General features: G+C 36.9%; 14 protein-coding genes. 5 read left to right on the top strand and 9 right to left on the bottom strand.

Annotated elements, in window-relative coordinates:
- Positions 1-206: 206 nt before the first annotated feature.
- The 6 genes from purQ to rpe all read right to left on the bottom strand — a co-directional run bounded on the left by purQ (position 207) and on the right by rpe (position 4,756).
- A complete protein-coding gene (purQ, locus tag ACFIMI_RS02665; RefSeq protein ID WP_375613086.1) occupies positions 207-878 on the bottom strand; it encodes a phosphoribosylformylglycinamidine synthase subunit PurQ in 672 nt (223 codons plus the stop codon).
- A gap of 11 nt (positions 879-889) precedes the next feature.
- Positions 890-1,129 carry a phosphoribosylformylglycinamidine synthase subunit PurS gene (purS, locus tag ACFIMI_RS02660; protein ID WP_375613085.1) on the bottom strand — a complete coding sequence of 80 codons (240 nt, stop codon included), beginning with the start codon at positions 1,127-1,129 and terminating at the stop codon, positions 890-892.
- Between the two features lie 78 nt (positions 1,130-1,207).
- Complete coding sequence (gene purC, locus ACFIMI_RS02655; RefSeq protein ID WP_375613149.1) at positions 1,208-1,972, bottom strand: phosphoribosylaminoimidazolesuccinocarboxamide synthase; 765 nt, start codon at positions 1,970-1,972, stop codon at positions 1,208-1,210.
- A gap of 173 nt (positions 1,973-2,145) precedes the next feature.
- Positions 2,146-2,694, bottom strand: coding sequence for an RBBP9/YdeN family alpha/beta hydrolase (locus ACFIMI_RS02650; RefSeq protein WP_375611547.1), 549 nt, complete (start codon positions 2,692-2,694; stop codon positions 2,146-2,148).
- 68 nt (positions 2,695-2,762) lie between these two features.
- On the bottom strand, positions 2,763-4,070 hold the full coding sequence (gene purB, locus ACFIMI_RS02645; protein ID WP_375613148.1) for an adenylosuccinate lyase: 1,308 nt from the start codon (positions 4,068-4,070) through the stop codon (positions 2,763-2,765).
- Positions 4,070-4,756 carry a ribulose-phosphate 3-epimerase gene (gene rpe / locus ACFIMI_RS02640; RefSeq protein WP_375613084.1) on the bottom strand — a complete coding sequence of 229 codons (687 nt, stop codon included), beginning with the start codon at positions 4,754-4,756 and terminating at the stop codon, positions 4,070-4,072. The genes purB and rpe overlap by 1 nt, the downstream gene beginning before the upstream one ends.
- A gap of 146 nt (positions 4,757-4,902) precedes the next feature.
- On the opposite strand from rpe, the gene ACFIMI_RS02635 reads away from it, so the two are divergent.
- Entirely contained in the window at positions 4,903-5,442 is a 540-nt protein-coding gene (locus tag ACFIMI_RS02635) for a flavin reductase (protein WP_375611549.1), read from the top strand.
- Positions 5,443-5,757: 315 nt separating this feature from the next.
- The gene (dksA, locus tag ACFIMI_RS02630; protein ID WP_015856486.1) at positions 5,758-6,174 is read left to right on the top strand and encodes an RNA polymerase-binding protein DksA; all 417 of its coding nucleotides are present in this window, start codon (positions 5,758-5,760) and stop codon (positions 6,172-6,174) included.
- Between the two features lie 52 nt (positions 6,175-6,226).
- On the opposite strand, the gene ACFIMI_RS02625 is transcribed toward dksA, so the two are convergent.
- Positions 6,227-6,703, bottom strand: a complete 477-nt coding sequence (locus tag ACFIMI_RS02625; protein WP_375611550.1) for a hypothetical protein — start codon at positions 6,701-6,703, stop codon at positions 6,227-6,229.
- A 218-nt stretch (positions 6,704-6,921) separates the two neighbouring features.
- On the opposite strand from ACFIMI_RS02625, the gene ACFIMI_RS02620 reads away from it, so the two are divergent.
- The gene (locus tag ACFIMI_RS02620; RefSeq protein WP_375638208.1) at positions 6,922-9,456 is read left to right on the top strand and encodes a response regulator; all 2,535 of its coding nucleotides are present in this window, start codon (positions 6,922-6,924) and stop codon (positions 9,454-9,456) included.
- 281 nt (positions 9,457-9,737) lie between these two features.
- On the opposite strand, the gene purN is transcribed toward ACFIMI_RS02620, so the two are convergent.
- Both purN and purM read right to left on the bottom strand, forming a co-directional pair.
- The gene (gene purN / locus ACFIMI_RS02615) at positions 9,738-10,349 is read right to left on the bottom strand and encodes a phosphoribosylglycinamide formyltransferase (RefSeq protein ID WP_375613082.1); all 612 of its coding nucleotides are present in this window, start codon (positions 10,347-10,349) and stop codon (positions 9,738-9,740) included.
- Positions 10,346-11,455: a phosphoribosylformylglycinamidine cyclo-ligase gene (purM, locus tag ACFIMI_RS02610; protein WP_375613081.1), complete on the bottom strand. Its 1,110-nt coding sequence runs from the start codon at positions 11,453-11,455 to the stop codon at positions 10,346-10,348. The genes purN and purM overlap by 4 nt, the downstream gene beginning before the upstream one ends.
- 158 nt (positions 11,456-11,613) lie before the next feature.
- Here purM and ACFIMI_RS02605 point away from each other — a divergent pair, with 158 nt between their 5' ends.
- Together ACFIMI_RS02605 and hdaA are read left to right on the top strand one after the other, a co-directional pair.
- Positions 11,614-12,825 (top strand): AI-2E family transporter, encoded by a 1,212-nt coding sequence (locus tag ACFIMI_RS02605; protein ID WP_375630182.1) that lies wholly within the window; start codon positions 11,614-11,616, stop codon positions 12,823-12,825.
- On the top strand, positions 12,822-13,511 hold the full coding sequence (gene hdaA / locus ACFIMI_RS02600) for a DnaA regulatory inactivator HdaA (protein WP_375692216.1): 690 nt from the start codon (positions 12,822-12,824) through the stop codon (positions 13,509-13,511). The genes ACFIMI_RS02605 and hdaA overlap by 4 nt, the downstream gene beginning before the upstream one ends.
- The last annotated feature ends 17 nt before the right edge of the window (positions 13,512-13,528 follow it).

Below are 13,528 nucleotides of genomic sequence, written 5' to 3'. Positions count from 1 at the left end.
TAATAAAAATATTTATAGACAGTAAGCTGAAGATTTTGTCCGTTTGTTTGGTGGGATTTAAGACTAAAAATGGTCTTAAATAATTATGTGTTTAGAAAATAATATCCATTGTTGTTTGTGAAGAGCTTTGTTTATAGATTTACGATGCGAGAAATGGTATAAATCCTTGTTTTTTTAAATTATGGAGCGCGAGTATTTTTGCAGCATTATCCATTTACTAACTCTAAAGCACTTTGAAAAAGTAAACGACCGTCAGTACCTCCGTGGGCGGGTTCAATAAAGTTTTCAGGATGGGGCATCATACCAAGAATATTACCAGCTTTATTAACAATACCAGCAATATCTTTCATTGAGCCGTTCGGGTTTGTATTTTCTGCATAGCGAAAAACAATTTGTTCATTGTCTTCCATTTGTTTCAATGTTTCACTATCAACAAAATAATTTCCGTCATGATGGGCAACAGGACAACGAATAATTTGTCCTTTAGAATAATATCGAGAAAATTTTGTCTTGGCGTTGACGACTTCAAGCTTGATTTCACGACAAACAAATTTTAAAGAAGCGTTACGCATTAAAGTACCGGGTAATAATCCTGCTTCCAACAAAATTTGAAATCCATTACAGATACCTATAATTGTCGTACCTTCTTGTGCTTTTTCACGAATGGCTTTTAAGACGGGAGTTCGCGCTCCAATCGCACCACATCTTAAGTAGTCGCCATAGGAAAAACCACCAGGAATAATAATAACATCTACATCTGGAATTGTTGTTTCTGTTTGCCAAATTTTTAGTGGCTCAACTCCCGTTATATGATGTAATGCTGCAACCATATCTCGATCACGATTTAATCCAGGAAGTTGAATGATGGCAGTTTTCATGAGCATTTCACTTACAGAAGTTCGATTGTATAATTTTCAATGACAGTATTTGCGAGTAACTCTTCACACATTTGCTCAAGTTTTTTCTTTGCAGTTTCAGAAGGTAGTTCATCAAGAACAATATCAAAAACCTTTCCTTGACGAATAGATTGAATGCCTTCGAAAGCCAAACTTTTTAAAGCACCGACAATTGCTTCTCCTTGTGGATCAAGAACGCTTTCTCTTAAAGTAACCGTAATGCGTGCTTTCATTTTTTGCTTCCTGCTTGTTAAAAGAACCTCTCCTTTGAAGAGGGGTGTTTGTATAAGGTGATGTTTTTTACCTTGTTTTTACTTTACGAGAACGGGACCACTTGGTCGTGTTGGTTCGTTTTCATTCATAATACCAAGACGTTTGGCAACTTCTTGATAGGCATTAATAAGCCCTCCCATATCACGACGAAAACGGTCTTTATCCATTTTTTCTTGTGTGTGCATATCCCATAGTCGTGCAGAATCAGGAGAGATTTCATCAGCAAGAACAATGCGCATTGTTTCATCTTCCCACAGGCGACCAAATTCCATTTTAAAATCAATTAATTGGATGTTAACACCGGCAAAAAGCCCAGAAAGAAAATCATTAATACGAATTGAAAGTTGCATCATATCTTCTATCTCTTGTGGGACAGCCCACCCAAAAGCTGTGATATGTTCTTCCGTTACCATAGGATCATCGAGAGAATCATTTTTATAGTAGAATTCAATGATGGATTGCGGAAGCGGGGTTCCTTCTTCCAGTCCTAAACGCTTAGCAAGAGAGCCGGCAGCAACATTGCGAACAACAACTTCCAACGGAATGATTTCCACCGCTTTAATAAGCTGTTCGCGCATGTTTATACGTTTGATAAAATGTGTTGGGATACCCAAACGTCCAAGATGGCTAAAAATATGTTCCGAAATTCGGTTGTTTAAAACCCCCTTTCCGTCGATAATTTCATGTTTTTTTGCATTAAAGGCAGTTGCATCATCTTTAAAAAATTGAATGTAAGTCCCTGGTTCAGGTCCTTCATATAAAATTTTAGCCTTGCCTTCATAAATACGGTGGCGACGATTCATCATGATTCTCTATTTATCTTGAGAGGTTTTTAATAACATTGATAAATGATACTATCCTAATTGATAGAATTTCTCAATGATATTGCTATGATACTTTTATAATTTTTATCATTACACGTTTACCCAAAGGTGAAGATACATAAGCGATGAGAAAGAAGATCACCTCTTTTGGATCAAATTTTTGCAAGAAAGTGAGAGAGGACCATAAGCCCTTCAGGCCAAGGTCCGTGTCCGGATTCTGCGTTAATATGGCCAGAATACCCAGCATCAACAAAGAGTGATCCCCAATCATTGGCAATTTTTTCTGCTACTGAAAATTGACAAAACTCATCGTTGCGACTGGCTATGACAATAGAAGGAAAAGGAAGCTTTTGGCGATGATAGGGGCCAAATGTCATTAAATGTTTGGGACGTATTTTTTCATTGGCGACATCTGGAGGTGCAACAAAGAAAGCGCCACAAATTTTTTCTGTATTTTGTACAGTTGCATGAATAACACTGGGAACTCCTAATGAATGAGCAATAAGCATAACAGGCCTTTGAGCTTTTGCGATGGCGGTTTTAACTTTGTTAACCCACTCTTCACAAACAGGCTTTGACCAATGGAGTTGTTCAATGCGGCTGGCTGTCGACAATTTTTTTTCCCAGCGTGTTTGCCAATGATCTGGACCAGATCCTTTGTAGCCAGGAACAATAAGAATATCGAGTTGATTTGCTTTCATGAATTGTTTTCTTTGTTACAACAGATTTTTGATCATAGGTTGAATGGATTTTGGTTTTCTATGTCGCTTTATTGTTCTTCAAAAACACGTTTAAAAATCGTATTGATATGTTTGGTGTGGTAAGAAAGATCAAATTTTTCGCGAAGTTCTTCTTCACTTAAAGCTTTGGTAACATCTTTGTCGTTGAGGAGTTCTTCTAAAAAATCTTTTCCTTGTTCCCAAACTTTCATCGCATTTCGTTGTACAATCCGATAAGAATCTTCACGACTAATCCCTGCTTGTGTGAGTGCTAAAAGAACCCGTTGTGAGTGAACAAGACCGCGGAATTTATTGAGATTTTTTTGCATATTTTCTGGATAGACAATGAGATTTTCAATGACAGATGTGAGGCGAGAAAGAGCAAAATCAAGTGTAATCGTCGCATCTGGAGCAATATAACGCTCAACAGATGAATGGGAAATATCACGTTCATGCCAAAGAGCTACATTTTCCATGGCTGGGAGTGCAAATGCACGTACCATACGGGCTAATCCAGTTAAATTTTCTGTTAAAACTGGATTACGTTTATGAGGCATTGCCGATGAACCTTTTTGCCCAGGTGAGAAATGTTCCTCTGCTTCAAGAACTTCTGTTCGTTGTAAGTGGCGTATTTCTATTGCTAGCCTTTCAATAGAGGAAGCAATAACACCAAGTGTTGCAAAAAACATAGCATGACGATCTCTTGGTATTACTTGGGTGGAAACCGGTTCAGTACGCATCTTCAAGGCTTTTGCTACATGTTCTTCAACGCGTGGATCGATATTAGCAAAAGTTCCTACAGCTCCTGAAATCGCGCAAGTAGAAATTTCTTCTCGTGCAGCAAGAAGACGTTTGCGACAACGGGAAAATTCAGCGTATGCAAGAGCAAACTTGATTCCAAATGTTGTCGGTTCAGCATGAATGCCATGACTCCGCCCAATGGTGATTGTCTCTTTATGCTCAAAAGCACGTCTTTTTAATGCTTCAAGAAGTTGATCTATATCCTCTAGCAAAATATCACTCGCACGCATCAATTGAATGTTCAGCGTTGTATCGAGAACATCAGATGATGTCATGCCTTGGTGGATAAAACGTGCCTCTGGTCCAATGAATTCAGCTAGGTGGGTTAGAAATGCGATAACATCATGTTTGGTAATTGCTTCAATTTCATCAATGCGATTGACATCAAATTTAGCTGCTGCCCCTTTTTCCCAAATGACTTTGGCGGCTTCTTTCGGAATAATCCCTAAGTGAGCAAGGGCATCACAGGCATGGGCTTCAATTTCAAACCAAATACGATATTTTGTTTCGGGAGACCAAATTGTTACCATTGCAGGGCGGGAATAACGTGCGATCATCATTTTTTTCCTTGTTGTGAGAGGATTGCGGCTTGGCGCAATGCACTAATACGTGTTTTGTAAAGCTCTTTATTTCCATCTTTATAAATTGCAGAGCCTGCGACAAATACATTTGCACCAGCTTTTGCAGCTATCCCAATTGTATCAACGGTGATACCACCATCAACTTCAAGATCAATAGGGCGGTTTGCAATCATGTTTTTAACGCGCTTAATTTTATTTTTTATTTCTGGAATAAAACTTTGTCCACCAAAACCGGGATTGACCGTCATGATGAGAATGAGATCTAATTGATCAAGCAAATATTCAAGTACATGTTCAGGGGTGCTTGGATTGAGTGCGATTCCTGCTTTTTTCCCCATTTTTTTGATTGTTTGTAATGAACGATGAAGATGTGGACCTGCTTCAGCATGAATAGTTATAATATCTGAACCTGCTTTTGCAAAAGCTTCTAAATAAGGGTCTACTGGTGCGATCATCAGGTGGACATCAAATATTGCTTTTGTTAATGGGCGTAGAGCTTTGACGATTTCAGGACCAAAGGTGATGTTAGGAACAAAGTGCCCATCCATAATATCAAGATGAAGCCAATCTGCACCAGCATCAACAACATCTAACATTTCTTGTCCAAGTTTAGAAAAATCAGAAGCCAAGAGAGAAGGCGAAATGAGATGAAAATGAGGCATTAAAATCTCCTTAGATTGGCAGTTTTTATCATATCGCTGTGTATACACAAATATTTTTTGTGTTATGACGGAAAAGAAAAAATATGTATTATAGGTCTTTTTATGGAAAGATTGCTTGAAATTTTAAAGCTTTATAAGTGAAAGATATGTCGAATCATAAAACATATTTGATGCCTGAACTTCAACATAAACATACTATTGCGGTTTCTTCTCAAGAATATCGAGATGCCATGAGTCTTTTTGCAGGAGCTGTGCATATTGTGACAACAAATGGTATTAAGGGAAGACGTGGGGTGACTGTTTCGGCGTGTTGTTCTTTATCTGATGATCCTCCAACCCTTCTTGTTTGTCTCATGCGCCATAATTTAAAGAATCAGGTGTTTATGGAGAATGGAAATTTTTGTGTTAATAGCTTGGCAGGAAAACATCGCTCATTAGCGGATGTTTTTTCGAGGCGTTGCAATTCTACACAAAATGAGCGTTTTGATGTTGCTCAATGGGGAGCTTTGCAAACGGGGGCGCCTAGTCTTTCAGACGCTCTAGCGTCGTTTGATTGTCGTTTGATTTGTTGGCACGAACACGCAACCCATTGTGTTTTGATTGGTGAGGTTGTTGCAATCAACTGTAATAAAGAAAAAGATGCTTTGATGTATTTGAAACGTGAATATCACACTTTGCCTTTATAAAGATTTTATTTTTTTGCATTGATGAAATGATTTATTGTTGCTTCATTTAGATTTTAAACAATGTAGAGAGTAGGGGAGGGATGGCTCTGATATCTGATATTAGATTTCCTTCTTTTTAAAGTTTTTCAATAAGCGAAAAAAATGATTCTGGATGAGATTTGATCAAGAATTCAATCTACATAAAAAAGCGATCAAACCTAAACAGTGCATTTAGATATATTCGTCGATTGTTATGAAAAAACATTTTACTCTTGTGTTGATGGGTATTGCACAATATATAGACCGCACATAGCATATGTGGAGGTTTTTTATTGCATGAGCGAAGAGATTGATGGTCAATATCGCCCTAGTGAAGATGAGCCTTTTATGAATGAGCGGCAAAAGGCGTATTTTCGTGCTAAATTGGTTTCTTGGAAGAATGATATATTAAAAGAAGCTCGTGAGACTTTGGAAAATTTGCAGGAAGAGAATGTTGGTCAGCCCGATTTGACTGATCGGGCTTCTTGTGAAACTGATCGTACAATCGAATTACGTGCTCGTGATCGTCAGAGGAAACTTATTTCAAAAATAGATGCTGCTTTAGAGCGCATTGATAATGGAACATACGGTTTTTGTGAAGAAACCGGCGAACCCATTAGTATCAAGCGTCTTGAGGCTCGGCCGATAGCCGTTTTGTCATTGGAAGCGCAAGAACGTCACGAACGACGTGAAAGAGTTTATCGCGATGATTAAGGTTATTGAGATGATAAACAAACGAAATTCGTGGTGATGAAATTGTATATTTTTATTTTTGAGGGGTAGGAATGAATAAAGATGGTTCTTGCCGCCCCTCAATTTCGGCGGTGATGGCTGAATCTTTTACCGCTTGATTCGTAAAAGGAGAGGGACTTTTATCCGATACATCGTTTCTTTCTGGAGGGGCGGAATTTAGATGTGTGTGTGTTTCTCTTTTTTGTATTTTTGATGTACCAGTAATATCGGATTCTACAACCACATCTGTTAATCCGCCAATAAGGAGCAAATGTTCTTTATTATCGCAACGGACTAAAACAAGGCGGCGTGCTCGATCTATAGAAATTACTTCACATAATGCTAATCGTGATAGACTTTTTTTTCTATTAATGCTGTATCTTCCTGTACTTAAGCGACGTAAAAACACGATAATTACGGTAATAGCTGCGATTGTTATTATAAAAAGCAAAAAGCTTATCGTTATGTTTGCAGCAGATACACCTATCTGCTCTGATAACCAGATATACATAGATTTTCTCCCATTTTGGATGGAAATATTATTTTTTATTGAGATAAATTTATAAACATACCCTCAAAAGGTTCACTTATAATGTAAGAAATAAACTTTTGAATATTAAGCGAGCTTATCTTAGATAATATCATAGTATATACTTTATAACAACATAACAACGAATATAAAGGAAGTTTTGTGACATAAGAAATAGCTATAAGCTAAGGCAAAGAGAGATGGATAAAGATTTTGAGAATAATGAAAGATCAGCGTCTTCGTTTCATCGGAGAGTTGTGATTTTTGGTGTTGTTTTTGTATTAGGTTTTCTTTTCATTGTGGGTATTTTAGGTTTTTTTTATCCACAAAACTATTTGCAACAGGCGATATCAATATCTTTTTTGATTCTAGCAATGATCGGTGTTGCAACACTCGTTTTGTGTGGAATGGGAATTTTAAGATATCATGTGTGGTCGCATGAAGATTTTGATTTTAGCATCTTTAATAGGAGCGATGATGCAATTGTAATCTCTGATCTTTCTGGTTTTGTTTATTATTCTAATCAAAACTATCGAAAAATTCTGACCTATAAGCCTGAAGTGTCTTGTTATAGGGTTATTGCGGATCTTCCAGGAGCTGGTGCACTCTCGTACCGCTTAAAGGTTGCAGCCTGTAATAATCTTGCAGCGCAAGAGGAATTGAGAGTAGAACAACCAATTTTTACCGATTCTACACCAAAAAAATCTGTTTGGTATAATATTTCCGTTCAACCTATCACAAAACAGAAAAAAAAGCTTTTATTTTGGCGTATTACTGATATTTCGCACTTACAACAAACGCGAGAAGTTTTTTTCTCGAACCTTCAAGAGGCTATCAATCACTTGGATCAAGCTTCTATTGGTTTTGTATCCGTTAATAGACAAGGAACTATTCTTTATGCCAATGCGACTTTTGCCGAATGGTTTTCAATTGATTTAGCGAATTTCTCAATTGGTCAATATAATTTTGATTCGTTATTTGATAGCGTTGGCGCTAAGAGCTCATGGAGTGATATCTGTTTACAAACCAACAGATATCAAAGTTCAGGTTACTTTTTACCTTATAGGTTTTCGTTATGTTTAAATTCACACACGACTTGTGAGAAAATATTCCATTGTCTTATATCTGTTTCTTCTCTCTTAGAAGAGGAAGCCATTTATCGTGTTGTGATCATTCCACAACAAATACAAAAAGAAGAGGATGATCAATTAAAATTACCCAGCATATTAGGAGAATATTTTGATGCAAGTCCTTTTGCAATAGCCGTGGTGGATCATGCAGGGCAATTGGTTCATATGAATAATGCTTTTTCATCACTCACGGGATGCATGGATAAAACGATCAATTTTTATGATGTTATTTCTCGTCGTGATTGTGTGCAGTTAGAGCGTGCCTTTCAGAAAATTGCGACAAATAAAAATTATTTTGTTTCTCTAGAAACTGTTTTAGAAAAAAATGAAGAACGCCATTTACGTCTCCATGTTATGTCTGTACCACCATATCATGGTGATGCATTGCAAGATTTGGTCATTCTCTCTGTCATTGAAACAACAGAACAAAAAACGCTTGAAGATAAAATGATGCAAAGTCAGAAGATGCAAGCTGTTGGACAATTGGCAGGCGGTATTGCTCATGATTTTAATAATGTTTTAACAGCAATTTTAATGTCATGTGATCTTCTTTTAAATACCCATCGTAGTTCTGATCCTGCTCATGCTGATCTTATCAATATTAAAAATAATGCTAATCGTGCAGCGGCTCTTGTACAACAATTATTAGCTTTTTCTAGAAAGCAAACACTTCGACCTGAAGAAGTTGATTTTACAGAGTTTTTATCAGACATTCGCAATCTTATTTTACCACTTTTGGGGAATAATATTCAGTTAAAAATTATCCATGGAAGAGATTTGTGGAGCGTTGAAGTTGATCAAGCATCTTTTCAGCGTGTTATTATGAATTTGGTTATTAATGCGCGTGATGCCATGTTAGATGGAGGTATTGTTACGATTGCGACAAATAATATTACAAAGCAACAAAGTGCTGAATTTAATCATCTTGGATTAGCAATTGGCGAGTATGTGCAATTGACTATTTCAGATACAGGGGCTGGTATATCTGCTGCTATACAAGAAAAAATGTTTGAGCCATTTTTTACAACAAAAGAAGTTGGAAAAGGAACAGGACTTGGTTTATCAATGGTTTATGGAATTATCAAGCAGAGCGGTGGGTATATTTATTGTGAAAGTAAAGAAGGTGAAGGAGCAACATTTCATATTTTTCTTCCCCGTTATATCCCCAATATAAAAGGAGAAATTTCTCAAAAGATTGAAAAAGATGAAGAGAAAGATAAAAATATAGACTTAACAGGATCTGCGACTGTTTTATTAGTTGAAGATGAAGATGCGGTCAGAATGGGGGGGGTAAGAGCTCTTCAAATGAGAGGATATACGGTTTTAGAGGCAGCAAGTGGGGTGGAAGCACTCTCTATTCTTGAGGAACAAAAAGGAGAAGTTGATATTATTGTTTCCGATGTGGTGATGCCAGAAATGGATGGGCCAACTTTATTGAAGGAAGTCCGTAAAAACTATCCTGATATCAAATTTCTTTTCGTTTCTGGATATGCAAAAGATGCCTTTGCTAAAAATCTTCCACAAGATGCTGTTTTTGGTTTTTTATCTAAGCCTTTTACACTCAAACAGTTAGCTGTAACAGTTAAAGAAACACTTTCGTCATAAACAAAAATTTATGCAATAGAAAATTGCGTATTTTAAGATTTTTTAGGCGAAATACGAGAGTATTTTGATAAATAGAGCTTATGATAATGTCATAGAATTGAATAAAGAAGAAAAATTTTAAAAATGAACTAAAATTCAAAAAATTACATATTTTGTGCAAAAATTTATGAAGAGATGGACTCTATTATGTCAATATTTCATAGAGATTTTCAATTGTAGATACTGAGCAAAAACTATGTGTAAAGCATTGAAATATGCTGATTAATAGATTGTTGATACACTCAAAAAGATAAAAGCTGTTGTTGCGTATCGACCATTTTGCTCTTCCCTTCAATAAATGCTTTTAAGGCTTCGGGATAGAGTTTATGCTCTGCTTTAAGAACTCTTTGTGCTAAGCACTCAGCAGTATCATGGGGATAGACTGGAACGGCTGCTTGGGCAAGGATTTTTCCTGCATCCATGTCTTCTGTAACAAGGTGAACAGTGCAACCCGTGATTTTTACACCTGCTTGTAAAGCTTTTTCATGTGTGTTTAAGCCTTTAAATGAAGGCAAAAGAGAAGGATGAATATTTAGAATTCGTCCTTCATAAAGTTTTACAAAACGTGGTGAGATAAGGCGCATATACCCTGCAAAGCAGAGAAAATCCGGTTTATATTGATTTAAAATTGTAAAAATATTTTCTTCATGCTCTTCTTTTGTTTTGTAAATTTTACGATCAACAATATGAATAGGTAAGTTATGGTTTTGCGCTTTTTCAATACCGTTGGCACGCGGATTATCGCAAATAACCGCGACGATTTCAGCAGGATATGCCGTTTGTTGGCTAGCTTGAGCAAGGGCGACCATATTGGATCCATTACCAGAAATGAAAACGACGATTTGTTTTTTCATAAATGCAGTACCCCTTTATAAAGTATTCCTTTATTTTGATCTTGGCATTTTGTTAAAATGCCAAGGGGAGTTACAGTCTCTCCTTTTCTTTCAAGAGCTTGTGTAATTGTTTCAGCTGCATGCTGTGCTACGATAATGATCATGCCAATACCACAATTAAATGTTCTTAACATTTCTGTTTCTTCTATTTTACCTTGTTTGGCAATCCATGAAAATACTGCTGGAACATTGATGCTAGAAAGATTAATTTCAGCGCAGAGAGAGGATGGAAGGACACGTGGAATATTTTCAGGAAAACCTCCACCCGTAATATGAGCAAGAGCTTTAATCCCTTCATATTTTCGCATGATGGGAAGAAGCGATTTTACATAAATGCGTGTTGGTGTAAGAAGTGCTATACCAAGGCTGCTTTCGGGGGAAAAAGGGGCAGGGTCATTCCATTTGAGATAATTTTGCTGGATGATTCGTCGAACAAGCGAAAAGCCATTGGAATGAATTCCAGAGGCGCTTAGACCTAATATAATATCACCTTCTGTCAAATCTTTTGAAGGGAGTAGCTTGCTACGTTCGCATGCTCCAACAGCAAAACCAGCTAGATCATAATCTCCCTCTGCATACATTCCTGGCATTTCTGCAGTTTCTCCTCCAATAAGGGCAGCACCGGCTTGTTTACATCCTTCTGCAATACCGGAAACAATCGCAGCTCCTTGTTCAGGGTCAAGCTTTCCAGTTGCAAAATAATCCAGAAAAAAGAGAGGTTCAGCCCCTTGTACGAGTAAATCATTGACACACATAGCTACAAGATCAATACCTACAGTGTTATGGTGACCTACTTCAATGGCAATTTTTAATTTTGTTCCCACACCATCATTGGCTGCTACTAGGATAGGATCCGTAAAGCCTGCTGCTTTTAAATCAAAAAGTCCACCAAAACCGCCAATTTCTGCATCTGTTCCGGCTCGTTTTGTTGCGCGTATAAAGGGTTTAATTTTTTCTACCATGGCATTACCCATATCGATGTTTACACCGGCTTTTGCGTAGGTAAGACCAGCTTTGGATTTATCCCCAGCCTTGGATTTATTATTTGTAAGATCTTGATTGCTCATTGGAGCCTTCCTTTAATGGAAAATCAGGTTTTGATATTATGCAATGCCATGATAGAGTTCTCTCTGCAAGAGATATTGATAAGAAAATAAGCAACTTTTCTTGTACCTTATTTTGAAGTTGTTTATAATTTTTTGTGAAGAATTTTTTAGGATATTTTATGAGCAAGATATCAGATAATCACGGACAGTCCTCTTGGCAGCTTATGAGAAAGAAAGTGAGTGAGAATACATCTCGTGATCGTTATAAGACTTATGTGCCAGCGTATACTCAATTACCTTTGCCGAATAATATGAAAAGACAAATCTTTTTTTGGCTTGGTACGCTGATTTTTTTCATTCTTTTTATGTTTGTTTTTGGATCAATTTTGCTTCCTTTTGTGGCAGGGATTGTGTTGGCTTATTTTCTCAATCCCATTGTTCAATTACTTGAAAAATTTGGTATTCGTCGTGTGTTTGGGACTGTCCTTATCACCCTATTTATTGTTATTACCTTTGTTGCTGCTTTAATTATTTTGATTCCTGTTATTAGTTGGCAAATACAGCAATTTATGAGTGATGGTTTACCTGTTTACATTAATCGTATTCAAACCTTTTTTGTTGAGCATGATTTTGATTGGTTAAGGCGCTATTTTGGAAGTGATCCAAATGAATTACGGAATAATATTAAAGGATTTTTGGGAGAAGGTTCGGATTTTATCACGTCTCTTTTGAATTCACTTTTAAAGTCAGGAAAATCAATCGTTAATATCGTTAGCCTATTTGTTGTGGCACCTGTGGTGGCATTTTATATGTTATTAGATTGGCCACGTATGGTAACAGCAATCGATTCGTTAATACCGCGGGATCATCTGGAAACCGTTCGTAGTATTTTTCATGAAATGGATAGAGCTATTGCAGGCTTTGTTCGTGGACAAGGAACAGTTTGTCTCATATTGGGAGGCTATTATGCTATTGGTTTAACGATTGCAGGACTCAATTTTAGTCTTTTGATTGGTATGTTTATTGGTCTTATTAGCTTTGTTCCTTATATCGGCACAATGAGTGGTTTGGTCCTTTCTGTTGGTATTGCATGGGTCCAGTTTTATCCCAATAATTGGGGGGGAATCATTGTTGTGATGGCACTTTTTTTAATTGGTCAATTTATTGAAGGTTATATTCTTCAACCCAAGCTTGTAGGTTCATCAGTGGGATTACATCCCGTATGGTTGATGTTTTCACTTTTTGCTTTTTCTTCACTCTTTGGTTTTACTGGTATGCTTGTTGCTGTTCCTGCGGCAGCGGCTGTTGGCGTTTTAGTTCGTTTTGCTCTTCATACTTATCTGAGTTCTCAGATGTATTCGCGAAGCGGAAATTCGGAGCCGCTAAAATGAATGGGCGTGAAACGCAATTATCTTTAAATTTTCCTTATGATCCGATTTTTCAATTTGAGGATTTAGTGGTAACGGAAAGCAATCGTATGGCTTTTCAGCTTATTGATCACTGGCCCAATTGGAGCTTACCTATTGCAGTTTTGGTTGGTAAAGAAGGATCTGGAAAAACGCATTTTTCTAATATATGGCTCCAAAAAGCAGATGCTTTCAGGATTCAGCACAATGAACTTGATCAGGCTGTTACTATGGCTTCTTTAGGCAGATCATTTTTAATAGAGGATATTGATACAGGTGAAATCAATGAGACAGAACTTTTTCATTTAATTAACAGTATTAAGCAAGCAAATCTTGATGCACGACAGGCTACTTTATTGATGACGGCACAAACACTTCCTTCCGCTTGGAATTTAATGTTAAATGATCTAAAAAGTCGTCTTAATTCGGTGATGTTCGTTGAAATTAATCAGCCTGATGATGCATTGTTAACAGCTGTTGCATTTAAGCTTTTTTCCGATAGGCAACTTATTGTACATCCAGATACGGTTTATTATCTTGTAAGCCGTTGTGAACGTTCTTTATTTTCATTGAAGCGTGTTGTTGATTCTGTTGATCAGTTGGCATTACAAAGAAAAAGAAAAATAACACGTTCTGTTATTGCTGAAGTTTTAAATAGAAGAAATCCGTAAATACTCCTTATCATGGC

It is taken from the genome of Bartonella sp. AP4SXKL, assembly GCF_042195845.1.
Classification (GTDB): Bacteria; Pseudomonadota; Alphaproteobacteria; order Rhizobiales; family Rhizobiaceae; genus Bartonella.
The sequence above is the reverse complement of the archived record's forward strand: the minus strand, read 5'-3'. Positions and strand labels throughout refer to the sequence as shown.